Genomic DNA, 25329 nt, shown 5'->3' with positions numbered 1-25329 from the left:
TCTTCGGCTCCTAGTGCCAAGGCATCCACCCTGTGCCCTTAAAAACTTCAACAAAAACAACAAAACTGCAGAGAACCAAGAACCACACCCGAAGATGTGTCTTGATCTTTACAAAGATGCTCGCGTCCACTGTGCAGTTCTCAAACAACCAACGACCCCGACCCCCACCTAGACCCGCCTACCACCCCCACCCCTCCACGAAGGAGGACCAAGGACAGCGGTTCGTGGTCCGAGGACCGGCCCGTACCAGGCACCCCACCAACCGGTGGCCGGTGACCTGAGGACCCAACAGTGTGCTCGACAAGCCCCCCGCCCCCACCAGCGATGTTCCACCACCACCCCACCCAACCCCCGAAGGGACCAGACAGGCCGGCAGGTACTGACACCAGCGAAGACCAGAAGACTCTTTCGTCAATGTTCCACCCATGAGCAACCACCCACTCGCACGTTCGGCGATGGCGTGGCACCTGAACAACCCGTCCCGACCACGAGGCCGGCGACGAGCTGCTGGTAGCTCCTTAGAAAGGAGGTGATCCAGCCGCACCTTCCGGTACGGCTACCTTGTTACGACTTAGTCCCAATCGCCAGTCCCACCTTCGACCACTCCCCCCGCGAACGGTTGGGCCATGGGCTTCGGGTGTTACCGACTTTCGTGACTTGACGGGCGGTGTGTACAAGGCCCGGGAACGTATTCACCGCAGCGTTGCTGATCTGCGATTACTAGCGACTCCGACTTCATGGGGTCGAGTTGCAGACCCCAATCCGAACTGAGACCGGCTTTTTGGGATTCGCTCCACCTTACGGTATCGCAGCCCTTTGTACCGGCCATTGTAGCATGCGTGAAGCCCAAGACATAAGGGGCATGATGATTTGACGTCATCCCCACCTTCCTCCGAGTTGACCCCGGCAGTCTCCCATGAGTCCCCGGCATAACCCGCTGGCAACATGGGACGAGGGTTGCGCTCGTTGCGGGACTTAACCCAACATCTCACGACACGAGCTGACGACAACCATGCACCACCTGTGCACGAGTGTCCAAAGAGACCACCATCTCTGGCGGCTTCCCGTGCATGTCAAGCCTTGGTAAGGTTCTTCGCGTTGCATCGAATTAATCCGCATGCTCCGCCGCTTGTGCGGGCCCCCGTCAATTCCTTTGAGTTTTAGCCTTGCGGCCGTACTCCCCAGGCGGGGCACTTAATGCGTTTGCTGCGGCACGGAACTCGTGGAATGAGCCCCACACCTAGTGCCCAACGTTTACGGCATGGACTACCAGGGTATCTAATCCTGTTCGCTCCCCATGCTTTCGCTCCTCAGCGTCAGTTGCGGCCCAGAGACCTGCCTTCGCCATCGGTGTTCCTCCTGATATCTGCGCATTCCACCGCTACACCAGGAATTCCAGTCTCCCCTACCGCACTCTAGTCTGCCCGTACCCGATGCAAGCTCGAGGTTGAGCCTCGAGTTTTCACACCAGACGCGACAAACCGCCTACGAGCTCTTTACGCCCAATAATTCCGGACAACGCTTGCGCCCTACGTATTACCGCGGCTGCTGGCACGTAGTTAGCCGGCGCTTCTTCTGCAGGTACCGTCACTTGCGCTTCTTCCCTGCTGAAAGAGGTTTACAACCCGAAGGCCTTCATCCCTCACGCGGCGTCGCTGCATCAGGCTTGCGCCCATTGTGCAATATTCCCCACTGCTGCCTCCCGTAGGAGTCTGGGCCGTGTCTCAGTCCCAGTGTGGCCGGTCGCCCTCTCAGGCCGGCTACCCGTCGTCGCCTTGGTAGGCCATCACCCCACCAACAAGCTGATAGGCCGCGAGCCCATCCCTGACCGAAAAACTTTCCAACCACCCCCATGCGAGGACGGCTCATATCCGGTATTAGCCCCGGTTTCCCGGAGTTATCCCGAAGTCAAGGGCAGGTTACTCACGTGTTACTCACCCGTTCGCCACTAATCCACCCAGCAAGCTGGGCTTCATCGTTCGACTTGCATGTGTTAAGCACGCCGCCAGCGTTCGTCCTGAGCCAGGATCAAACTCTCCGTAAATGAACAACGCCCACCACCAGACACACAGCCCAGCAGTGAACAATCCATACGAAGCGAACCCCCAAGGGTTCACAAAACTGGCATCAACACGAAAGATGACATCATCTTCCGAAATCAACCAAAGGAATCCCAGACACAACCAACCACCCCCACCCCACGGGCAGGAACAGCCAGCCATGCCACAGGGACAAAAAATTTGGCATTGACTAACAAGCACACTGTTGAGTTCTCAAACAACCGACACACACCAACTCAGCACCACCCGACCGGGCAGAACCTCGCTTGGGGCAACCCTTCAACCTTACCAGGTCTCCCTCGGCTCCTCAACCCCGGCTGTTCGCCGTGGTCTTCCTCGTCGCAGGCGGGAGAATATCCTACGCCATGCGGTGGAAGGGTTTCGACCCCGGGACCAGCCACCCTCGATCGTTCGAGGCGGTGTCTGTTCCTCCCTGTCGGGCCGACATCCAGAACATTACGCGGCTCGTCGCTCCAGGGTCAAGCCGGGTCCGGGTGACCCGCCACACAGGCCGGCGACCCACCGACTCTGGTTCCGTCGCCGGTCGCAGCGCACGAGCACCGCCCCCGGTTCCCGGTGCCCGCGGGAGGGCCGACGCTCGACCGTCTATCCCCGTCGAGACGGCCGCGCAGCCCGCAGCACGACGTGGTCGCCCGGTCGGAGCTGCGCCGCGCGGTCGACGTCGTCGTCGCGCAGCACCCCGATGACCGGATAGCCCCCGGTCACCGGACGGTCCGCCAGGAAGACGACCGGTCGTCCGTCCGGCGGGATCTGCACCGCTCCGCGGACGAGGCCCTCGGAGGGCAGCTCGCCCGCACGGCGCGGGACCGCCTGGCCGTCCAGCCGGATCGCGACCCGGTCGCTGTCCGCGCTCACGGTCCGCAGCGCCCGCAACGCCTGCCACGCGCCCGGAAGGAACCAGTCGGCGCGCGGTCCGGGCAGGACCTCGAGCACCGCGACCGCCCGCTCGCCGGGGCGCAGCTCCCCCGGGACGTGGCGCACGGGTGCGACGCCGGGGAGGGGCCAGCGGCCCGCCACCGGGGCGCCGACCGTCAGCTCGTCGCCCGGCCGCAGCGGCGCGGGGCCGATCCCCGCGAGGGTGTCGCGCGACCGCGACCCGAGGACGGCGTCCGGGGTGACGCCGCCCCGCACCGCGACGTAGGTCCGCAGTCCCCGCGCGGCGAGCCCGAGCCGCAGCACGCCGCCGGCCGGCACCGGGACGGATGCGTTCATGCCGACCGGCACCCCGTCGACCGTGGCGGGCACCGCCGCCCCAGCGAGCGCGACGACCGCGCGCCCCCGGAACCGGAGCGCGAGCCCGCCGAGCGCGACCTCGAGCGTCGCGGCGCTCGGCAGGTTGCCGACGAGACGGTTCGCGAGCGCGTGGGACGTGCGGTCGGCAGCCCCCGACGGTCCGACGCCGATCGCCGCGAGACCGGGGCGCCCCTCGTCCTCGACGAGCACGAGCGGGCCCGTCGCGAGCACCTCGACGGCGCCCGTCGTACCGGAGCCCGCACCCGCACGCCGGCCCACGGAGCCCTCCCCTGGCTCCCGGCCCACGGGGCGGCCCTCCCCCGGTTCCCTTCCCGCGACGTCCTTCGCCGCGGTCGTGCCGCGCGCCGCGGTGCCGCGGCCGTCGCCCCGACGCACGTCCGCGAGCGCCGAGGCGTCGGCTCTGGACGGCACGAACCGCACCCGCGCGCCGGGCGCGACGAGCGCCGGCGGGTCGCGGTCGACGTCGAACATCCGTGCGTCCGTGCGGCCCAGGAGCCGCCACCCGCCCGGGGACTCGCCGGGGTAGACCGCGGTGAGCTCGCCCGCGAGAGCGACGGACCCCGCGGGCACGCGCGTGCGCGGCGTGTCGAGGCGCGGGGCCGCGATGACCGGGTCGACGCCGACGAGGTAGGTGAACCCGGGCGCGAAGCCTCCGAACGCGGCCTCGTACTCCCGCCCCGAGTGCCGGGTGACGACCTCCTCGACGCTCACCCCGGCCCAGCGGGCGACGTCCTCCAGGTCGGCACCGTCGTAGTGCACCGAGATCTCGACGACGGCCCCGGCGGGCGGCGGTCCGTCGTCGGACGACGCGTGGAGCAGGGCGCCCTCGACCCAGGCCCGGGCGTCCGCGACGTCTGCGGGCGTCGCGCACCGGACGAGCACGGTGCGCGCGGCCGGGACCACGTCGACGACCCCGGCCGGAGCCTCGCTCGCGAGCGCGCGGTGCAGCGACCGCACGGCCGCCAGGTCGGGCAGGTCGACGAGCAGCGCCGTCTCGCCGAACCGGTGCACGACGCCGGCCGCTCCCGTCACCGCACCGCGCCCTCGGACGCGCGGCCGTCGCCTCCCGTGTCGACGAACGGGCGCACCTCGACGCCGGCGTCCTCGAGCGCGGCGCGGACGGCGCCCAGCAGACCGACGGCGCCCGGCGTGTCGGAGTGGACGCACACCGAGTCCGCCTCCACCCGCAGGGGCGAGCCGTCCACGGCCGGCACCGTGCCGGACGTCACGAGCTCCACGACGCGCCGGGCGACCTGCTCGGCGTCGTGCACGACGGCGCCCGGCAGGCCCCGCGGGACCAGCTCGCCCGTGGGGAGGTAGCCACGGTCGGCGAACGCCTCGCGCACCGTGGGCAGCCCGGCCTCGTCGGCGAGGCGCAGGACCGCGGACCCGGGGAGACCGACCACGGGGAGGGCGGGGTCGTAGGCGCGGACCGCGTCGACGACGGCACGGGCCTGCGCCTCGTGGTGGACGATCGCGTTGTAGAGCGCACCGTGCGGCTTGACGTAGCGCACCCGGTCCCCCGCCAGGCGTGCGAAGCCGTCGAGCGCCGCGAGCTGGTAGAGGACGTCGTCGGCGAGCTCGACGGGGGCGACGTCCATGAAGCGACGCCCGAAGCCCGCGAGGTCGCGGTAGCTCACGTGCGCGCCGACGCGCACGCGGCGCGCGGCGGCGTCGCGCGTGACGGCCCGCATCGTCGCCGGGTCGCCCGCGTGGAACCCGCACGCGACGTTCGCGCTGGTCACGAGGCCGAGCAGGGCCTGGTCGTCGGCAAGGGTCCAGCGGCCGAAGCCCTCGCCGAGGTCGGCGTTGAGGTCGATGCGCGTCACCCGACCATCATGCCCGGAGCGAGCCGGCGCCCGGCGCGGGCCGGCCGCGCCCTCAGCGTCGGGGCGTAGATTCGCGGGCATGCCCGACGACCTCCCCACCGCTCCGGCGACCGTGCGCGTCCGCCGCGCCACGACCGAGGACGCGCCCGCGCTCGCCGGGCTCGCGGCCCTGACGTTCCCGCTCGCGTGCCCGCCGGGCACGTCGCCCGAGGCGATCGCCGAGCACGTCGCGACGCAGCTCTCGCCCGAGCGGTTCCGCGCGTGGGCCGCGAGCGCCGCGCACGCGCTCCTCGTCGTCGAGCCGGTGCCCGACGACGTCACGGACGACGGGCACGAGGCCTCGGGCCTCCTCGGGTACGCGCTCCTCGCCCGCGGCGTGCCGGACGACCCCGACGTCGCGGCGGCGGTCGGACCGGGCGAGGCGGTCGAGCTCTCGAAGATCTACGTGCACCCGGCGGCCCAGGGCACGGGTGCGGCGAGCGTGCTCATGACCGCGACGACGCAGGCGGCCGCGCGGCTCGGCCCGCGCCTGCCGGTCTGGCTCGGCACGAACGTGCTCAACGCCCGGGCGCAGGCGTTCTACCGGAAGCACGGCTTCGACGTCGTCGGGCGCCGCACCTACGTGGTCGGTGGTGAGACGCACTCCGACGTGGTCATGGCGCTCCCCCGCGCCTGACGCGACGCGACGACCCGTACGACCGAGGGCCGGTCGGGGACGCCCCCGACCGGCCCTCTGCCTGCTGCCGAGCTGTCGCGTCAGCCGCAGCTCTTGGCGTCGTACGCGACGTCGGCCGCGAACGTGCGGCCGTCACCGGTCGCCGCGATCCCCACGACGCCCGCCTCGACGGACGTCGCCCGGGCCGCGAACGACTGGTACGCCGAGGCGCCCGGCTGGACGCCGGTGAACGCCTTGGTGCCGAACGGCGTCGTCAGCGTGACGTCGACCGGCACGTCGTCGGCGTTCGTCGCGCGGACCGCGACGTACGCCTTGCCGGCGAGGCACCGGACCTGGACCTCGGTCGCGACGTCGAGCGGCTGCTCGACCTGCTCGCCCTCGAGGACGAAGTCCTCGAACGCGACGACCGTGGGCTGGGTCTGGTTCTTGCCGAGCGCGAACGGCCCGACCCCGATCCCGTCGAGCTGGTCGTTCGTCACGGCCGCGAGCTCGGTCCACCGCTCGCCGTCGAGCGACCACGAGCCGACGAACGTGTCCCCGGACCGGGCGAGACGCACGTGGTACGTCCCGTCCGCCTCGCGGGGCAGGGAGCTGACTCCGGGCTGCGGCTGCAGCACGACGTCGCCCTTCTCGCTGCGGACCTCGAAGCCGACCGTCCCGGCGGTGCCGCCGTTGTGGATCACCCCGACCTTCACGTAGGTGGCCTGGTCCTTGTAGACCATGAGGCCGCCCTGGTGGTAGTTCTGCGTGAGGTCGGCGCGCACCGTCGTCTCGACGGTCCACTCGTCGCCCGTCACGACCTTCGAGCGGACGATGTTCGGCACGGTGGAGTTCGTCGCGCCGTACACGTCGTCGTCAGTCGTGGTGAGCCGGAGCGCGCCGTCCGTGACGGCGAGCCGCGACGGGTCGGCGTTGACGACGTACCAGCGGCACGGGTCGAGGCCGAGGCCGGAGCCGCTGCCGTCGAACGTGTCGCTCGCGGTGACGTCCTCGCACACGGGCACGCCGCTGCCGTCGACCTCGCGCACGTGGTCGAACGCGACGTCGATCTGGTTCGCGCCCGCACCCTTGCCGAGCGCAAACACGCCGACGCCCGCGTCGCCGAGCCCCGCGTGCGTGACGGCGCGCGTGGTCGGGACCCAGGTCTGCCCGTTGTCGAGCGAGTACGACCCGGTGAACGAGCTCCCCTCACGCGACAGCCGCAGCAGGTACTCGCCGTAGACGGGCTTCGCGATGTCGAGGACGTCGCCGTTCGTGGACTGCACGACGTCGCCGATCTCGCTGCGGAGCTCGACGCGCAAGCCGCCGGGGTGCTGGACCACGGCGAGCTTGACGTAGTCGGACTCCGAGGCGCGCACGATGAGACCACCCTGCTGGTACTGGTTCGCGAACGCGGCCGTCATCCTGGTCTCGACCGTCCAGGAGTCGCCCGGCTGGTCGGTCGTGATGATGTTGGGCACGCGCTGGTTGCCGGTGCCGGCGAAGTCGGCGTCCGTCGTGCGCACGACCCACTTCCCGTCGCGCACCTGGGCGAGGTCGGGGCGGAGGTCGACGGCGTCCCAGCGGCAGCCGTCGAGCGCCTCGCCCTCGAACTCGTCCTCGGGCCCGCGCTGGGGGTCCGGCTCGGTGCACTCGAGCGTGCCGTACACGGAGACCGCGACGGTGCCGGTCGCGTGCGCGCCCGACGGGTCGCTCACGGTGACCTTGGCCGTGTAGCTCCCGGCCTCGGCGTAGGTGTGCCGCGCGGTCGCGCCCGTCGCCGTGCCGCCGTCGCCGAAGTCCCACGCGTACGTGAGCGCGTCGCCGTCGGCGTCGGAGGCCTGCGCGGAGAACGCGACGTCGAGCGGGGCGTCGCCGGTGGCGGGCGTCGCCGTCACGGAGCCGACCACCGGGGCCACGTTGTTCGCCGCGCCCCGACCCGTGAAGGTGACCGAGTCGACGTCGAACATGTCGCCCGTCGCCCCCGTCGTCGAGCGCGCGACGAAGTAGAGCGTGCGCGTGCCGCCGGGGCCGGTGACCGGGACCGCCTGCGTGCGCGCCGGCGTCTCCCAGCTCCCGGTCGGCGACAGCGTGAGCGTCGCGAGGACCGGCCCGTCGACGGCGCCGTCCCGCACGTCGAGCACGCCGCCGGAGCCGCCCGAGCTGTACCGCGCGGAGATCGAGTCGATGCCCGCGAGGTTCATCCGGTCGAACGCGAACCAGTCGCCCGCCGCGATGTACCCGAGCTGTCTGCCGCCCTCGGAGACGTCCTTCGCGACGACCTGGACGCCGTGGCTGTCGGTGAAGTACTCGGCCTGCTTGGTGCGCGTGTGCAGCACGACCTCGTCGTCGGACGTGAGGGCGGGCACGCCGTCGACGCCGCCGCCGTCGGTGTAGGTCGCGTTGACGACGCCGAAGATGTTCGCGTCGAGGCCGTGGCCCTCGTCCTTGGCGGTCGTGAGGACGCCCTCGCAGCCCGTCGCGCTCGACAGCGGGTGGCCGTGGTTGTCGTGGCCGAGGATGTACTCGACGACGACCCGGCCGCAGTCGACCTGCGCGCCGTCCTCGGCGTCGGTGACCGTGACCCGGTACGGGACCTGGTCGCCGAAGTCGAAGAACTGGCCGTCGGCCGGGAGCTCGAGCGTCACCTCGGGCGCGGTGTTGCCCACGGTGATGGTCGTGGTCGCCACGCCCTGCTTGCCGTCGGCGTCGGTGACGGTGAGCCGCACCTCGTGCCGGCCGTTCTCGGTGAACGTCCGCGAGACCTGGGCGTCGGTGGCGTCGGTCTGGCCGTCGCCGTCGAGGTCCCAGGCGTACGTGAACTCCTTGCCGTCCGGGTGGGACGAGCCGGTGCCGTCGAACGACACGACGAGCGGCGCCTGGCCGTCCGTCGGCGTGGCGTCGATCTGGGCGACCGGCGAGCGGCCTCCGCGCACGTAGTCGATCCGGTAGACGGCCGAGAGCGCGTCGCCCCCGAAGTAGCCGCCGCCGTAGTCGAGCACGTAGAGCGAGCCGTCGGGCCCGAACTCGAGGTTCATCGGCCGGCGCAGGTCCATGAACTCCAGCGCCGGGACGAAGCCCGCGGGGCTGCCGTCCTCGGCGCGGATCGCCTCCTTGATCCACGCGCGGTCCCACTCGTAGAGCAGGGGCTTGCCGTCGTAGTACGCGGGGAACTTGGTCTCGGACTCGAGCTCGGGGTCGTAGTCGTAGACGACGGCGCCCATCGGGGACTCGCCGCCCGTCCCGAACGCGGGCACGGACCCGCCGTCGTACGGCTGCCACGCCGGCACGGCGGGCGGGAGGTCGACGAGCCCCGTGTTGTGCGGGCTCGTGTTCTTGGGCGCCGCGCAGTCGAACTTCGGCCCGGAGACCTTGGTCTCGAAGTCGTAGTCGTTGTACGCGAGGTTGTCGCCGATGCAGTACGGCCAGCCGTAGTTGCCCGCCTCGGAGATGACGTTGAACTCGACCGTGCCGCCGGGGCCGCGGTTCGCGTTCGCGCCGCCCGCGTCGGGGCCGTAGTCGCCCAGGTGGACCTCGCCGGTCGCCTTGTCGACCGCGAAGCGGAACGGGTTGCGGAAACCCATCGCGTAGATCTCGGGCCGGGTCTTGCCGGCCTCGTACTCGCCCTCGGGGAACAGGTTGCCCTCCGGGATCGTGTACGACCCGTCCTCGGCGACCGTGATGCGCAGGAGCTTGCCCCGCAGGTCGTTCGTGTTCCCCGAGCTGCGGCGGGCGTCGAACGCCGGGTTGCGGGTCGCCCGCTCGTCGATCGGCGCATAGCCGTCGGACGCGAACGGGTTCGTGTCGTCACCGGTCGACAGGTAGAGGTTGCCCTCGGCGTCGAAGTCGATCTCGCCGCCCGCGTGGCAGCACAGCCCGCGGTCCGCTGGGACCTGGAGGATCTTCTGCTCGCTCGCCAGGTCCAGCACGTTCTGCTCGGTGAGCCGGAACCGCGAGAGCTGGTTGTACCCCTCGAACGCCTCGAACGCGGCCGGGTCGGCCGACGTCTCGGGCGCGTCACCGGGCGGCGTGTCGAGCCTGGGCGCGTAGTAGAGGTACACCCAGCGGTTCTCGGCGAAGTCGGGGTCGATCGCGACGCCCTGGAGGCCGTCCTCGTCGTGCGTGTACACGGGCACGGTGCCCGCGAGCGCCGTCGTGGCGTCCGCCGTCGTGTACCAGACGCGCCCGTCGCGCGAGGTGTGCAGGACGTCGCCGTCCGGCAGGACGGCCATGGCGATCGGCTCGCCCGTCTTGGCCGCGCCCTTGGCGAGCGTCACCTGCTCGAACGAGGCGTCGACCGTCGCGCCGCAGTCGGCGTCGACCGCACCGGCGGCGGTCCGGATGCCGCCGAGCAGGTGCTGGACGAACGCCGGGTCGGTGTACGACTCGTCGGTGTGGCCGCCGCCCGTGTACCAGGACCGGCCGCCGTCGTACTCCTGGCACCAGGCGATCGGGTGGTCCGCGCCCATGGCGCCCGACCCCGGGGAGTACGACGACTCGTCGAGGCTCGCGAGCACGTGGACCTGGCCGCGCGGGTTCTCGCGGTAGTTGTACCACTCGTCGTACCGGTCCCAGGTGGACCCGAGGTGCGCGGTCGAGGGGTGCTCGTCGTCCGCGACGACGATCGTCGCGTCCTGGTTGTGCGGGTGGCTGTCGAAGTACGCGCCGACGAGCTCTCCGTACCAGGGCCAGTCGTACTCGGTGTCGGACGCCGCGTGGACGCCGGCGTACCCCCCGCCGGCGGCGATGTACCGCTCGAACGCGCCCTGCTGCTCGGCGTTCAGGACGTCGCCCGTGGTGGACAGCCAGACGACGGCGTCGTACCGGGCGAGGTTCTCGTCCGTGAACGCTCCCGCGTCCTCGGTCGCGGTGACGGCGAAGTGGTGCTCGGTGCCGAGCTGCTGGATCGCCGCGATGCCCGCCGGGATCGAGCCGTGCCGGAACGCGGCGGTCTTGCTGAAGACCATGACGGAGAACTCGTCGTGCGCGGCGGCAGGGGCCGCCGTCGCGAGGGTGAGCGCCGGCGCGACGAGGGCCGCGGCGGTGACCGCCGCGACCCCCTGGCGCCGACCCCTCGAAGGTCGTGCTGTCACTTCTCCTCCTTGAGAACTGATCGGTGCGGCTCGGCGTCGTTGCCGGGCCGCAGGTCCTGCTCTCCTTCCTCGTGGTGCGTCGGCGCCGCGCGTCCTCGCGCGGGGCGCTCCGGTCAGGTCCCGGTCGGGCTCGGCCTGCACCCCGGAGGGCGCCCGACCGGGAGGTCGGTGGGGCGGCCCCTTCCCGGGCCGCCGTCGGTCAGTGGTCGTGGTCCTCGTGCGCGTCCTCGTCGTCCGTGGAGCCGCCCTCGTGCCCGAGGTCCATGCCCCCGTCGAGCGAGTCGTCCGGGTGCACGGGCAGGAACACGTGGACGTGGCCCTGACCCCCGGAGGTCGAGCGGAGGTCGAGCTGGATCGCGGCGAGACCCCACGTGTCGACGGCGCGCGTGCGCAGCTCGCCCGCGAGGGCGTAGAGGTCGGCCGCCGCCGTCGGGTCGCTCGCGTCCGCGGCGGCCGCGAGGCCGACGGCGTCGAGCGTGTCGCCGACGAGCTCGAGCGACGTGAGCATCCCGTTGCGGACGATGTTGTGCTCGGACGAGCCGCTGTCGAGGCTCTCCGTCTCGGCGACCAGCGTGTCGACGGTCGCGCGCCACGTGGCCACCTGGTCCGGGTCGGCCGGGACCGCGGTCGAGCCGTCGACCGGCAGGACCGCGTGCAGCCCGTGCAGGACGGGGACGAGCTCGGCCTGCACGTGCCGGGCGTGCTCGATCGACGCGACGAGGTTGTCCGCGTCGCGCGCCTCCTCGGCCGCCTCGAGCTCGGCGACCCGCGCAGGGTCGACGGCGAAGCCCTCGTCGGTCGCGGCCGGCACCTGCCGCGTGAGCACGACGACGAGCGCGACCGCCACCGCGACCACGGCGAGCGCGGCGAGGGCCACGAGCACCCGGCGCCACGGGTCGAGGCCCGCGAACCACCGGCGCGCGCGGACGCGCGCCGGCGGCCGGGGCTCGGGGCGGCCGGCACCGCCCCGGTCGGCGGGACGGGAGCGCGCGGGCGTCGTCGGTCCGTCCGTGCGGCCCGAGCCCTTCCGGGCTCCTCCCGCCGGTGTCCGTGTCGTCGGCGTCCGTGCCGAGGTGCGCTGTGCCACCTGTCGCTCCTGTCCCTGGTCCTCCCGCTCGGTGTGCGCCGGCCCGGCCGCGAGGCCGGGCCGGCGCGGTGGCCGGTGGCGGGAGCGGGTCGCCCGTCACCGGCCCGTCGTCAGCCGCAGCTCACGGCGTCGTACGGCACCTCGATCTCGGTCGTGACGTCGCCGAGCGTCGCCGTGACCGTCGCCGTGCCCGCCTCGAACGACGTCGCCCGCGACGCGAACGACTGGTAGGCGTTGGCACCCACCGCAACCGCGCCGAACTCCTTGGAGCCGAACGGCGTGGTCAGGGTGATCGCGACGGGCGCCTCGTCGGCGTTCGTCGCGCGGAGCGCGAGGTACGCCTTGCCCGCGAGGCAGCGGGCGGAGGCGGTGACCTCGACGTCGACCGTCGGCTCCGGCTCGGACTCCGTCGTGAGACGGAACCAGTCGAAGGCCACCGTGACCGGCGTCTCCTGCTCCGGGCCGATCGCCATGAGGCCGACCTTGGTCAGCGGCACGTCGTTGGTCACCGGAGCGCCGAGCGACGTCCAGTTCACCCCGCCGTCGCTGACCCACCCCTGGTAGGTGCTCCCCACCTTCTCGAGGCGCACGTACCAGTAGCCCGACTCGGTCGAGTCGGCGAGCTCGAGCTGGCGGTTGCCACCGTTGCCGAACTGGCCGGCCTTCTCCGAGACGAGCTCGGCGCCGAGGTTCAGCGCCGTGCCCGGGGCGTTCTTCGCGAGCACGTCGGCCTTGACGTAGTTGTCGTCGTCGCCGTACGCGATGAGACCCGCGAGCTGCCACCGGTGCGCGAGCGGCGCCTTGAACCGCGTCTCGACCACCCAGTCGCCCTCCGGGGCGGTCTGGAGGACGAAGTTGCGCGGGTCGCCGTTGTTCCCGGCGTTGATGTCGCCCGGCTGGGTCGTGATGCGCAGCTCGCCGTCGGCGACGGCGACCTTCGACCCGTCGTAGCGGACGATCGCGTCCCAGCGGCAGCCGTCGAGGGCGTCGCCCTCGAACTCGTCGCTCGGCTCGCGCACGCCGTCGTCCGGCTCGCTCCCCGTGACGTGGACGTAGTCGACCTTCGCGACCGTGTCCGCCGTCGCCGTGTCGCCGCCGGCCATGACGCCGAACGTCGCACCCTCCTTGACGGGGGCGGAGCCCGCGAGGGCCGTCCACGACTGGCCGTCCGCCGAGTACGCCGCGGTGATCGCCGACCCGTCCGAGACCAGGCGCAGGTGGATCGTCGACGGGAAGTCCCCGGCGACGTTCGTCTGGCCGTGCCACGTGCGGGACCCGCCGGTCTCGGTCTGGAACTCGAGGAAGCGGTTGCCGTTCTGGTTCTTCGTGAACGCGAGCTTGGTGTACTCGTCGTCGGTCACGTGGACCAGGAGGCCCGCGTGCTGCCAGTGCCGCGCGAGCGGGACGTCGAGCTTGGTCTCGAGCGTCCACGCCCCGGCCGGGGCGGGCTGACCGAGGTAGCTGATCGGCCCCGTCGCGGCCTCGTTGATGTCGCCCTGCACGACGGGCAGGACGGCGTGGCCGTCGGCGACCGTGATCGGCTTGCCCTCGGCCTGGCGGACGACCGTCCACCGCGGGTCGAGCGCCTCGCCGTCGAACTCGTCGGACGAGTCCGCGAGGCACTGCGGCGGGTTCCCGCCACCGGGCTCCTCGGTCTGCGGGTCGTCGTCGAACACGAAGTCCTGGAACTCGACCGCGCTGGTCACCGTCGTGCTGTGCGCCGTGACGAAGAGACCCACGTCCTGGACGGACGCCGCACCCGGCAAGGCCTGCGGCTCGCCGATCTGCGTGAAGTTCTCGCCGTCCTTGCTCCAGGAGGCCGTGTACAGGTCGCCGTCGCGCACGATCCGCACCCACGCGGGGTAGCTCGTGGAGCTCGCGGCGGACGACGTGACGAGCTGGCCGGCCGCGTTGCCGCGGAGCCACTCGAAGCCCCCGCTCGGGCGCATCCCCAGGGCCGCGTAGCCCGGCGAGTTCGCCGTCTGCGTGACGTCGTTGCGGACGATGATCCCGGCCTTGGCGGACCCGTTGGAGTTGCCCTGGCTGTTGATCTTCACGGTCGCCGACCAGTTCTCGTCGGCGCCCTGCTCACGGTAGATGGTCGAGTACTCGTTGGTGCCCTGCCACATGTTCGCGCCGCCCGACGTGATGAGGTACTTGCCCTCGGCGAGCTGCTCGAACGTCCCGTTCGCGTTCGTGAAGGTCTTCATCCCGCCGAAGAGGTCCCCGACCTGGGCGAGGACGACGCGCGAGCGGGTGTACAGGCCCTTGTCGTTCGTGGCGACGGCGGTCAGCTCGTAGTAGTTGTCCGCCGTGGGGTTCCACGTGGCCTCGTACGGAGCCGTGTCGTCGACGCCGATCGACTCGCCGTCGACGAAGAACTCGACCTGCGTCACGGTGTTCTCGGTGTCGTCCGCCTCCGCGGTGACCGTCATCTCGCCCTGCTCGAGACGGACGCCCGCCTCGGGGGACGTGATGCGGACCTTGGGGCGTGTCGTCCCCGAGACGCCCTTGCCGTCCGCCTCGATGAAGTTGAGGCGACGCTCCCCCTCGCCCGGGAAGACGACGTAGAGCGTGAACGGCTCCAGCGGGTCGGTCACCTCGACGGTCACGTCCGTGAACGTACCGAGACCGGTCTGCGGGATCTCGGCCGTGCCGAGGAGCTCGCCGTCGGCCGCGTCGCGACGCAGCTCGATCGTGCCCTCGGCCGCCGCGGCGACGCGCAGGTTCAGCGCCTGCACGCCGTAGAGGCTCACGGGGTCGTACGACGCCCAGGAGCCGTTGGACCCGGTGATGACGGAACCGCCGCCCTCGACGTCCCGGCTCGGGATGGTCGTGGTGCCGTCGGAGTCCGCGTGGAACTCCGCCTCGCGCTTCTTCGGGAAGATGAGCGTGGTGTCCGAGCCGGTGAGCGCGGGCACGTCGCCCTCGCCTCCGCGGTCGGTGTAGCGCGCGTCGATCACGTAGAAGACGTTCATGTCCTCGCCGTGGCCGCCGCCGAGGCTCGTCGCCACGGTGCCCGTGCGGCCGTGCAGGGGCTCGGCGGGGTGCGCGTGCGCGTCGTGCCCGAGCGCGGGCTGGATGATGACCTGCTCGTCGTCGATCTCCTCGCCGTCGGGCGAGTCCTCCGCGTCCGTCACGGAGACGTCCCACGTGATGTCGTCGCCGAAGGTGAAGAACGAGCCGGTGGGCGGCAGGCCGAAGTCGACCTCGGGCCGCGTGTTGCCCACCGTGATCGGCACGGTCGCCGTGCCCACCTTGCCGGCGGGATCGGTCACCGTGAGGCGCGCGTCGTAGACGCCGTTCTCGGTGTAGGTGTGGCTGGGCGCGGCGGACGTCGAGTCCGTCGTGCCGTCACCGTCGAAGTCCCACGCGTACGTGAGCTCCTCGCCCTCGGGGTCCGTGCTCCCGGTCCCGTCGAACGTCACCTCGAGCGGCGCGATGCCGGAGTCCGGCGTCGCGACCGGCTTCGACACCGGCGAGCGCGAGCCCGAGAGGTAGTCGATGCGGTGCAGGCCCGAGTTCGGGTTGTCACGGCCGAAGCCGCCGCCCCAGTCGAGCACGTACATCGCGCCGTCGGGGCCGAACTTGGAGTCGATCGGCGCGAGGAACTGCTCCTGCGGGAGGAACGGGTTGACCTTCTCGACGTCGGTCACGCCGGGCGCGGCCTCCGGGTCCTTGAGGTCGATCGTGTACATCTTGTTGCGGGCCCACTCGTAGAAGAAGGCCTTGCCGTCGTACGACGCCGGGAACTTCGTGTCCGAGTCGAGCTCGGGGTCGAACTGGTAGAACGGGCCGCCCATGGGCGCGAGGCCGCCGCCGGCGTTGATCGCGCCGGGGACCGACGAGCGCTGGTAGCCGTACCACATGTCCGCGGGCTGGGCCGGGGGCAGCTCGGTGAGGCCGGTGTTCTTCACGGAGTCGTTCACGGGGTTGTCGCAGTCGAAGAAGTCGCCCACGGTGACGGGGCTCGTCCGGTAGTCGACGTCGCGGAACGGCTCGTTGTCGCCCATGCACAGGGGCCAGCCGAAGAAGCCGGGCTCCTTGACGAGGTTCCACTCCGCGATGCCGGCCGGGCCGCGGGTCGCGAGGTTGTCCGAGCCGTTGTCGGGCGAGTAGTCCGCGACGCCGAGGTAGCCCGTGGCCGGGTCGATCGTGAAGCGGAACGGGTTGCGGAAGCCCATCGCGTAGATCTCGGGCAGCGTCTTCTCCGTGCCCGGGGGGAAGAGGTTGCCCTCGGGGATGGAGTACGTGCCGTCGTCCTCCGGGTGGATGCGCAGGACCTTGCCGCGCAGGTCGTTCGTGTTCGCGGACGTCGCGCGCGCGTCGTGCCACGTGCCGTCGCGCTCCGAGATCGGTGCGTAGCCGCCCGACGGCTCGGAGTGCGGGTTCACGTCGTCGCCCACGCCGATGTACAGGTCACCGGTCTGGTGGTCGACGAGGAGGCCGCCGCCCGTGTGCCCCGGCTCGTCGGGCAGGCGCCCGGCCGGGATCTCGAGGAGCACCTTCTCCGACGCCGGGTCGATCACCGTCGAGCCCGGGCCGTCCGAGGACACCGTGAACCGCGAGACGCGGCTGAAGAAGTTCGCCGGGTCGGAGTCGTTCGAGCTCGCGGGCGAGTAGTACTGGTACAGGTACCCGTTCTCGGCGAAGTCCTTGTCGAGCGCGATGCCGAGCAGGCCGTCCTCGCCGCCCGAGTACACGGGGATCGTGATCGCGGTCGTCGTGTTCTGCGTCCGCGGGTCGTACACGCGGATCTGCCCGCGCACGAGCTCGGTGTAGAACACCCGGCCGTCGGGCGCGACGTCCATGCCGAAGGGCGCGCTCGTGTTGGAGTCGAGCGCGATCTTCTCGAACGAGCCCCAGTCGGTGCCGCCGCAGTCGCCCTCGACGAGGCCGGCCGCCCACTGGACGCCGCCGACGATGTGCTGCACGAAGTCGGGCTCCTGCGTGTAGTGCGCCCCGAAGTGGCCCATGCCCGTCATCCAGGCACGGCCGCCGTCGTACGGCTTGCACCACGAGATCGGGTGGTCGTAGCCCATCTTGTTGCCGCCCGCGTCGTACGTGGACTCGTCCATCGTGGCGAGCACGTGCGCGCTGCCCCGGACGTTGGCCGAGTAGTTGTACCACTCGTCCGCACGCGTCCAGCGCTGGGACAGGTGCTCGGTCGACGGGTGCGTGCGGTCCTCCACGCGGACCGTGCCCGGCAGGCCCGGGCTGGTGCCGGTCGCGGCGTGACCGGGCATGAGCGCCCCGATCATGTCGTCCCACCAGCCGTAGCTGCCGCGCATGTCCGTCGCGTTGTGGATCGCGACGATGCCGCCGCCCGCCTGCTGGTAGCGCTCGAGCGCCGCCTTCTCGTCGGCGTTCCAGGGGTCGCCCGACGTCTGGAACATGACCAGGGCGTCGTACTGCGCGAGGTCCTCGTCGTTGAAGACGGACGAGTCCTCCGTGTGGTCGGACGCGATCCCGACCTCGGCGAACGCCGCCTCGAGCACCGGGGTGCCCTGCGTGATCGCCTCGGTGTGCCGGAACTGGGTCGTCTTGGTGAAGATGAGCACCTTGTGCTCTTCGTCCGCGGGGACGGGGTCGTCGGCGGCGCTGGCCATCGTGACGGGCGCGAGCGTGAACGCGAGCGCTCCGATGGTCAGAGCCGCGACGGACCTCGCCCTGCGTGGGCGTCGTGCGGTCATCGTGGTGCCTCCAGGGGCATGACGTGCGGACCCGGACGTCCTCGTCCGGGAAGGGTGGTCGTCATCCCGCGGCGTGCCGGCGCTGCGGTCGTGGGTCGACTACGGCTACGGGTGCTCCGGCGTGGGCATCAGTCCCTTCAGGTGGGCCAGGCCATCGACGGCGATGGCGTCCTGGGTCGGCGCCAGCGGCCGCCAGATGGAGGCGGCCGTGGCGATCGTCGCGTTGTCGGCCGTGAAGGACTCGATGACGAGGGGTCCGTCGTAGCCGGTCGCGTCGAGCGCGGCGAGGAGGGCGGGCCAGTCCAGGTGGTCGTTGCCGGGTGCGCCCCGGTCGTTGCCGCACACCTGGACGTGCGCGATGCGCTCGCCCGCGCGCGCGACCGCCGCGGGCAGGTCCGTCTCCTCGATGTTCATGTGGTAGACGTCGAGCATGAGGCCGATCCCGGCCGCAGGCAGGCGCCGCACGACCTCCAGCCCCTGGTCGACGGTGTTGACGAGGCTCGTCTCGTAGCGGTTCAGCGGCTCGAGCCCGACGACGACGCCCGCCGCGATCGCGTGCTCGACGACCGGGGCGAGGTTCTCGACGAGCTCGGCGTACGCCGCCTCGCGCTCGGCGGGGCCCAGGCGCCACGTGCGCCCGACCGACGCGTACGCCGGCCCCCCGATCACCGGGGCGCCGACCGCGTGCGCGACGTCGACGACGTGCCGCAGGTAGTCCTGCGTGGCGCGCACCGTCGCGGCGTCCGCGGCCACGAGCTCGCGGCCCTCGCCCATGACGAGCGAGACGCTCGCGCCGAGGCCGTGGTCGGCGAGGACCGTCGCCGCGGTCGCGGGGTCCCAGTCCCCCGGGTCCTCCACGGGGAGCTCGAGCACGTCGAAGCCCCACCCCGCGACGCGGGGCGCGATGCCGCGCAGCGCGTCGTCGGTGAGCGGGGAGGTCCAGACCCACGTGTTGACGCCGAGCGCGCGGCGGCGCAGCGGCGGGGTCGGGGAAGGAAGAGCCACGTCGCTCTCTCTCGTCGGGTCCGAGCGAACGGCCGTCCCGCCCGCGTGCCCGACGCCGCGGCGCACCTCCGCACGGGAGGCGGCGCCGCGTCGTCGGGCCGACGGGCGGGGCGCCCGGCCGGTCGGACGGCGACCGGGCGGCCCCTGGGTGGCCCGACCCGAGGGTCGGACCGGGTGGTTCCGCGGACCCTCTCAGGTCCCGTGCGGACGACCGGTCAGCGGTCCGTCCAGGCCTGCGGGAAGCCCGGCAGGTCCTCGCCGCCGAACTTCGCGTAGTGCAGCGACGGCATGTCCTTGTTCGCCTCGAGGTACGCGTCGAGCTCCTCGGCCTCGATCGGCGCCTGCGGCAGGACCCACTCCGACGGCACCTGCTCGCCGGCCCAGATCATCTGCGCCGCGAGGATCGGGGTGCGCCACTGGAAGTTCGAGTACACGGCGCCGATCGCGGTCATGTCCGTCTCCTTCCACTTGCGCAGGAAGCTCATCTCGTCCTCGCCCATGAAGACCGGGTAGGGCTTGCCGGCGTCCTCGAACGCCTCGACCGCCGCGACGGCGCCGTCGCCCGCGTCCATCCAGATGCCGTCCACGTCCCCGCGCTGGAGGTACTGCGTGACGATGTCCTTGATCTTCGCGCCGTCACCACCGGTGAACTCCGCGCCCACGACCTCGAGCTCGGACTCCGAGAAGATCTTGTCGGCCGCGGCCCAGCGGTTCTCGAGCACGTCGACGCCGGGCAGGATGCGCAGCGCGAGGACCTTCGAGCCCGGCTCGAGGTTCTCGACGAGGAACTCGGCGCCGTCGGCGCCGTAGGCGTAGCCGCCGATCGGGTGGATGAACGTGACCATGCAGTCGGTGTTGACGCCGCGGTCGAACACGATGACCGGCTTGCCCGACTCGCACGCGGCCTCGACCGCGGGCGTCAGGGTCGCGGTCGTCGACGGCGAGATGACGATCGCGTCGCAGTCACCCGCCTCGACGAACGCCTGGATGTCGGAGATCTGCTTGTTGTCGTCGTCGGCCGCGTCCGAGACGCGGAACTCGCCGATGACGCCCTCCGACTTCAGCACGTCGACCTGCTGCTGCATCGTGATGAAGCCGGTCACGCGCCACGGGTTGGAGACCGACGCGTTCGAGAAGCACAGCGTCTTGCCGCCGCCCTCGCTCGCGTACTCGGCCGTGTCCACGTACTCGGGCTCGATGGCCTGGAGCCAGGGCTGGTCCGCCGGGCCCTCGGGCACGACCTCGCGCTGGGCGAGCTGACGGTCGTAGTCCGCCTGGACGAACCACTCGGAGTCGGCGCCGCCGGACTCCTCGCTCGCGGGGCTCTCCTCGGCCGAGGTCTCGCCGCCCTCGCCGGTGTCGGTGGGCGTGTCGGTCGTGCAGGCGGCCGTGAGGAACAGCGTGGCCACCGCCGCGCCGGCCAGGAGTGCTCGTGTACGTCGCATGTCCTTCTCTCCTAGGGGTGAGACGTCGTCGTCCCGCAGCGTGCGGGGGAAGGGGTACAGCTCGGAAGGGTGGGGTCTTCGGGCGTGGTCGAGGTCGCGCGGGCGGGGGTCCGCCGGGGCGCCGGTGCTCAGGCGTTCGCGGGGGCGGGCTCCTTCGGTGCGGGGGTCGGGCCCGCCGCAGGCGGGGCGTCGAGGGTGGGCGCGCGGCGCCGCGACCGGCGCGGCAGCGCGGCGTAGGCGACCGCCGCGATGATGATCACGCCCTGGACGGCCGGACGGATCGTCGACGGGAGGCTGAGTTGGTTGAACAGGGTGAACAGGGCCTCGAGGGTGAGCGCGCCGGCCATCGCGGCGACCACGGTGCCCCGCCCGCCGCCGAGGACGACGCCCCCGAGCACGACGGCCGTGATGGCCATGAACTCCAGGCCCTGGCCGACCTGCGCGGTGACGCCCGCGTAGCCGCCGATGAGGACCGCGGCGACGCTCGCCATGAAGCCCGAGAGGAGGAACGCGCGCGTGCGGACCCACCAGACCGAGCTCCCGGCGTAGCCGGCCGCGACGTCGTTGTCGCCCGTGGCGACGAGCGTGCGACCGAACGGCCGGCGCATGAGCAGGGCGGCGAGGACGCCGAGCACCACGACGATCAGCAGCGCGTACGGCACCTGGAACTGGCCCGGGGTGTCGGGGATGCCCCCGCGTCCCCACTGCCGGAAGCCGTCGGTGAGCGCGCCCGTGGGGGCGCCGCCCGTCCAGAGCCGGATCGCGCCGTACAGCACGAGCATCATGCCGAGCGTCGTGATGAACGACGGCACCTTGAGGAGCGTCGTGACGAGTCCGTTGACGAGGCCGACCGCGAGGCCGAAGACGAGCATGAGCGCCATGACCGGCCACGTCATCGAGTCCTCGCCGTCCATGAGCTTCGCCGCGATGACGACCTGGGCGCCGACCAGGGAGCCGACCGAGAGGTCGAACTCGCCCGAGACGATGACGAAGTACTGCCCGATCGCGAGGATGACGAGCGGCGCCGCCTTCTTGACGAAGGCCATGAGCGACATGGGCTCGCCGAACGACGGGTTCATCACGAGGATGACCGCGAAGACGAGCACGAGCAGCGCGAACACGGTCCAGCTCCCGCCCGCGGCGAGTCGCTCGAGCCAGCCGGCCCGCGGTGCGCGCGCCGGGATCGTCCGGCGCGTGGTGTCGGTGGTCATGCGGACGCACCTCCGGTGCGGGTCGGGCGGAAGCGGGCCCGGCTGCTCGCCGGGTCGATCTGGCGCCGGGCGTACAGCGCGACGGCGGCGATGATGATGACGCCGCGCAGGACGTCCTTGAAGAACGGGTCGATGTCGAGCACGTTGAAGACCGTGTCGAGCACCGCGAGGATGAGCACGCCGCCCACCGTCCCGACGACCGAGCCGCGGCCGCCCATGAGGAGCGTCCCGCCGAGCACGACGGCCGCGATCGAGTCGAGATCGAGGCCGTACGAGTAGACGAGCGCGTTGCCGGTGCCGAAGCGCGCGGCGATGAGCAGGCCGGCGACGCCCGCGCAGACCGAGCACAGCACGTGCGCGAGGATCAGGGTGCGGTCCGTCCGGATGCCCGAGAGCCGCGCGACGTCGGTGTTCCCGCCGACGGCGAACATGTGGTACCCGGGCCGGGTGCGCGCCAGGAGCACGACGCCGGCAGCCGCCACGAGCAGCATGACGATCGTCGAGATCGGCACCGGGCCGACGCGCGTGTACCCGAACATCTGGAACGAGGCGGGCACCTCGCCGGCCGGGCCCTTGAACTGCGTGTCGAGGTAGCCCTTGATGATGAGGCCGACGCCGAGCGTCGCGATGAACGCGTTGACGCGCAGCTTGGCGATGACGAGCCCGTTGACCAGGCCGACGACCGCCGCGACGCCCACCGCCGCGAGGACGCCGAGCCAGACGCGCGCGGGGTCGCCCGCCATGGTCGTCGCGCCGACGATCGAGCTGAGCGCCACGACGTACCCGACGGACAGGTCGAGCGACTTGCACAGGATCGCGAACGTCTGCCCGATCGCGACGAACCCGAGCAGGCTCGTCTGCGTGAGCATGTACGCCGTGTTCGCGGTGCTGAACAGGTTGCCGCCGCCGACGGCGACGAGGACGCCGGCGATCACGAGGATCCCGACGAGGGCGAGATAGACGATCTCCGTCGACCCCAGGCGGCGCCGGCGCGCGGGGGCGCGGCGCGCGGTGGGGGCGGCGGTCGCGACCGCGGTGCTCATCGGTCCTCCTGCGGGCCGTCGGTGGGGTGCTGGGGGGACGCCGGCGGTCCGTCGGGAGCGGCGGCGGGCTCGGCGCCGGGGAGGTCGTCGGCGTCCGCGAGGGCGCCGAGGTCGACCAGGACGTGCTCGCCCGACGTGTCCTCCCCTGCGCCGGTGGCCAGGGCCATCACGGTCTCCTCGTCGCTGCCGGCGGGGAGCTCGCCGGCGAGGCGGCCGTCGCGCATGACCAGCACGCGGTCCGCCATCGCGACGACCTCGGGGAGCTCGGAGGAGATGAACAGGACGGCGACGCCGTTCGCGGTGAGCTCGCGCATGAGGTCGTAGACGGCGCGCTTGGCGCCGACGTCGATCCCGCGGGTCGGCTCGTCGAGCACGATCACCTGGGGGTCGGTGACCAGCCACTTCGCGAGGACGACCTTCTGCTGGTTGCCGCCCGACAGGTACTGGACCTCGGCCTCCTGCGAGCTCGCGACGAGCTCGAGCGAGGAGAGGATGCCGGGGATGCGCTTCGCGCGCCGGTCGGCCTGGCCGGGGACGACGGCGTCGAGCACGAGCCGCGCGTTCGCGAGGATCGACTGCCCGAGCGCGAGGCCCTCCGCCTTGCGGTCCTCGGTGACGAGCGCGAGCCCGGCTCGCACGGCCTGGCGCGGCGAGCGCACGTCGACCGGCTTGCCGCCGACGAGCACGCGGCCGCGCGTGAAGCCCGCGATGCCGAAGATGCCGTGCGCGATCTCGGTGCGCCCCGAGCCCTGGAGCCCGGCGAGCGCGACGATCTCGCCCGCGCGGACCTCGAGCGACACGTCGTCGACCTGCGTGTTGCCCACGCCCTCGAGCGCGAGGCGCACCTCGCCCGGGACGGTCGACGGGTCCTTGTCCGGGAAGTAGCCGGCGAAGTCACGGCCGACCATGGTGCGCACGAGCCGGTCGGGGTCGATGTCCGCCGTCGGGGTCGTCAGGACGTGGTTGCCGTCCTTGAGCACCGTGATGGTGTCGCAGAGGTCGAAGATCTCCTTGAGCCGGTGCGACACGTAGAGGATCGCGACGCCGCGCTCCTTGAGCCGGTGGACGAGCTCGTAGAGCAGCTCGACCTCCTGGTCGGCGAGGGCGGCGGTCGGCTCGTCCATCGAGATGATGCGCGCGTCGTAGGACACGGCCTTGACGATCTCGACGATCTGCTGCTGCGCGACGGAGAGCGAACCGACGCGCGTCCACGACGCGAGGCCGGACAGACCCAGGTCGGCGAGCAGCGCGGTCGTGTCCGCGTGCATGCGGCGACGGTCGACGAGGCCCGCGCGGCGCGGCTCGCGGCCGAGGTAGACGTTCTCGGCGACCGAGCGCTCGGGCAGGAGGTTGAACTCCTGGAAGACGGTCGAGACGCCCGCGTGCTGCGCGGCGAGCGGCGAGGCGAACGCCGTGGTCTCGCCGTCGAGCTCGATCGTGCCCGCGTCGGGGCGGTGCACGCCCGCGATGATCTTCATGAGGGTCGACTTGCCCGCGCCGTTCTCGCCCACGAGCGCGTGGACCTCGCCCGGCCGCACGTCGAGGTCGATGTCGCGCAGCACGGAGTTGCCGAAGAACTCCTTGCCGATGCCGCGCAACCGCAGGATCGGCTCGTCACCGCCCTCCCCCGCCGCCGGCGGCCGGGGCTCGCGCGTGGTCGTCGCGGTCATGCCGGCACCTCCACCCAGCCGCCCGAGCGCACCGACTCGCCCACGGCGGCGGCGAGGCGCGCGGCGCGCAGGCCGTCGTCGAACGTCGGCAGGCCGTCCGGGACGCCGCCACGGATCGCCGTCGCCGTGTCGGCGACGAGCGCGTCGAAGCAGTCCTGGTAGCCCTGCGCGTGCCCGGCCGGCAGGCGCGAGTAGCGGGCGGCGGCCGCGGAGAGCACCTCGGGGTCGCGCACGAGGAGGCGCGACACGTCGCGGCGGCCCTCCCACAGCGTCTCGGGCTGCTCCTGGTCGAACGACAACGTCGACTCGGAGCCCGAGATCTCGAGGTACAGCCGGTTCTTGCGCCCGGCCGACACCTGGGAGATGACCGCGGTCCCGAGCGCCCCGCCGTCCGTCACGTACTGGAGCGTGACGGCGTCCTCGGTCGCGACCTCGTGCACGACGCCGTCCGCACCCCGGCGGTGCGGGTTGACGGTGGCCGACTGGGCGACGAGCCGGGCGATGCGGTGCCCGGTGGTGAACTCGAGCAGGTCGCAGAAGTGGGAGCCGATGTCGCCGAAGGCCCGGCTCGCGCCGCCGAGCGCGGGGTCGACGCGCCAGTTGTCGTCCGACTCGCGCAGGAGCCAGTCCTGGAGGTACGAGCCGTGCACGAGCGAGATGGTGCCGACCTCGCCCCGGCGCACGCGCTCGCGCGCCTCGCGCACCATCGCGTGGAACCGGTAGGTGAACGGCACGACCGCGACCCGGCCGTCGGCGGCGCGCGCCTCGGCGGCCAGCCCCGCGAGCTCGACCGCGCCCGCGACGTCCGTCGCGAGCGGCTTCTCGCACACCACGTGCTTGCCCGCCGCGAGCGCGGCCCGGGCGAGGGGGACGTGCAGGTGGTTGGGCGTGCACACGTGCACGACGTCGACCTCCGGGTCCGCGAGCACCTCCTCCGCGGTGGCGACGGCCCGCTCGGCACCGAGCCCCGGCGCGGCCGCGCGGGCGATCTCGAGGTCCGCGGCGGCGACGCTCACGACCCGTCCCCCGCCGGTGCGCACGGCCCGCGCGTGGACGCCGCCCATGAAGCCAGCGCCGAGGATCCCCGCGCGGTATCCGACGGCCGGGAGGCCGCCCTCGTCGGGGGCGCTGGCGGGGAAGGTGCTCCGGGCGGAAGAGGCCCCTGTGGTGGTCGCTCCCGGGAGGGGCGTACCCGGGTCCAGCACCGGGGTACGCACGTCCTGCGCGACGTCGTCGGCTCGCATGGATGACAACGTAGGGGCA

Annotated in this window: 12 protein-coding genes and 1 rRNA gene; 1 reads left to right on the top strand and 12 read right to left on the bottom strand. The window is 71.9% G+C overall.

Features of this window, described 5'->3' with window-relative positions; genetic code table 11:
• Positions 1-522: 522 nt before the first annotated feature.
• The 3 genes from JN535_RS13225 to JN535_RS13215 all read right to left on the bottom strand — a co-directional run bounded on the left by JN535_RS13225 (position 523) and on the right by JN535_RS13215 (position 5164).
• Positions 523-2044, bottom strand: a 16S ribosomal RNA gene (locus tag JN535_RS13225).
• A 622-nt stretch (positions 2045-2666) separates the two neighbouring features.
• Positions 2667-4367: a 5-oxoprolinase subunit B/C family protein gene (locus JN535_RS13220; protein WP_307868688.1), complete on the bottom strand. Its 1701-nt coding sequence runs from the start codon at positions 4365-4367 to the stop codon at positions 2667-2669.
• Positions 4364-5164 (bottom strand): LamB/YcsF family protein, encoded by an 801-nt coding sequence (locus JN535_RS13215; protein WP_205205989.1) that lies wholly within the window; start codon positions 5162-5164, stop codon positions 4364-4366. The genes JN535_RS13220 and JN535_RS13215 overlap by 4 nt, the downstream gene beginning before the upstream one ends.
• Positions 5165-5243: 79 nt before the next feature.
• Between JN535_RS13215 and JN535_RS13210 the strand changes: the two genes are divergently transcribed.
• Positions 5244-5840 (top strand): GNAT family N-acetyltransferase, encoded by a 597-nt coding sequence (locus JN535_RS13210; protein WP_205205988.1) that lies wholly within the window; start codon positions 5244-5246, stop codon positions 5838-5840.
• An 80-nt stretch (positions 5841-5920) separates the two neighbouring features.
• On the opposite strand, the gene JN535_RS13205 is transcribed toward JN535_RS13210, so the two are convergent.
• From JN535_RS13205 to JN535_RS13165, 9 genes are all read right to left on the bottom strand, one after another.
• Complete coding sequence (locus tag JN535_RS13205; protein ID WP_205205987.1) at positions 5921-10912, bottom strand: ThuA domain-containing protein; 4992 nt, start codon at positions 10910-10912, stop codon at positions 5921-5923.
• A 199-nt stretch (positions 10913-11111) separates the two neighbouring features.
• Positions 11112-11999 (bottom strand): hypothetical protein, encoded by an 888-nt coding sequence (locus tag JN535_RS13200; RefSeq protein WP_205205986.1) that lies wholly within the window; start codon positions 11997-11999, stop codon positions 11112-11114.
• A 110-nt stretch (positions 12000-12109) separates the two neighbouring features.
• The gene (locus JN535_RS13195; RefSeq protein ID WP_205205985.1) at positions 12110-17692 is read right to left on the bottom strand and encodes a ThuA domain-containing protein; all 5583 of its coding nucleotides are present in this window, start codon (positions 17690-17692) and stop codon (positions 12110-12112) included.
• A gap of 105 nt (positions 17693-17797) precedes the next feature.
• A complete protein-coding gene (locus JN535_RS13190; protein WP_307868686.1) occupies positions 17798-18697 on the bottom strand; it encodes a sugar phosphate isomerase/epimerase family protein in 900 nt (299 codons plus the stop codon).
• A 215-nt stretch (positions 18698-18912) separates the two neighbouring features.
• On the bottom strand, positions 18913-20142 hold the full coding sequence (locus JN535_RS13185; protein ID WP_205205984.1) for a substrate-binding domain-containing protein: 1230 nt from the start codon (positions 20140-20142) through the stop codon (positions 18913-18915).
• 128 nt (positions 20143-20270) lie between these two features.
• Positions 20271-21353: an ABC transporter permease gene (locus JN535_RS13180; protein WP_205205983.1), complete on the bottom strand. Its 1083-nt coding sequence runs from the start codon at positions 21351-21353 to the stop codon at positions 20271-20273.
• Positions 21350-22396 carry an ABC transporter permease gene (locus tag JN535_RS13175; RefSeq protein WP_205205982.1) on the bottom strand — a complete coding sequence of 349 codons (1047 nt, stop codon included), beginning with the start codon at positions 22394-22396 and terminating at the stop codon, positions 21350-21352. Before JN535_RS13175 ends, JN535_RS13180 begins: the two co-directional genes overlap by 4 nt.
• Complete coding sequence (locus tag JN535_RS13170) at positions 22393-24066, bottom strand: sugar ABC transporter ATP-binding protein (RefSeq protein WP_205205981.1); 1674 nt, start codon at positions 24064-24066, stop codon at positions 22393-22395. Before JN535_RS13170 ends, JN535_RS13175 begins: the two co-directional genes overlap by 4 nt.
• Positions 24063-25310, bottom strand: coding sequence for a Gfo/Idh/MocA family protein (locus JN535_RS13165; RefSeq protein WP_205205980.1), 1248 nt, complete (start codon positions 25308-25310; stop codon positions 24063-24065). The genes JN535_RS13170 and JN535_RS13165 overlap by 4 nt, the downstream gene beginning before the upstream one ends.
• Between the last annotated feature and the right edge of the window lie 19 nt (positions 25311-25329).

The organism is Cellulosimicrobium cellulans (assembly GCF_016921195.1).
GTDB lineage: Bacteria > Actinomycetota > Actinomycetes > Actinomycetales > Cellulomonadaceae > Cellulosimicrobium > Cellulosimicrobium cellulans_F.
The sequence above is the reverse complement of the archived record's forward strand: the minus strand, read 5'-3'. Positions and strand labels throughout refer to the sequence as shown.

Coding starts and splice junctions, on each gene's coding strand:
- JN535_RS13180 (WP_205205983.1), bottom strand. CDS start 21,353: ATGACCACCGACACCACGCGCCGGACGATCCCGGCGCGCGCACCGCGG.
- JN535_RS13175 (WP_205205982.1), bottom strand. CDS start 22,396: ATGAGCACCGCGGTCGCGACCGCCGCCCCCACCGCGCGCCGCGCCCCC.
- JN535_RS13210 (WP_205205988.1), top strand. CDS start 5,244: ATGCCCGACGACCTCCCCACCGCTCCGGCGACCGTGCGCGTCCGCCGC.
- JN535_RS13185 (WP_205205984.1), bottom strand. CDS start 20,142: ATGCGACGTACACGAGCACTCCTGGCCGGCGCGGCGGTGGCCACGCTG.
- JN535_RS13195 (WP_205205985.1), bottom strand. CDS start 17,692: ATGACCGCACGACGCCCACGCAGGGCGAGGTCCGTCGCGGCTCTGACC.
- JN535_RS13165 (WP_205205980.1), bottom strand. CDS start 25,310: ATGCGAGCCGACGACGTCGCGCAGGACGTGCGTACCCCGGTGCTGGAC.
- JN535_RS13170 (WP_205205981.1), bottom strand. CDS start 24,066: ATGACCGCGACGACCACGCGCGAGCCCCGGCCGCCGGCGGCGGGGGAG.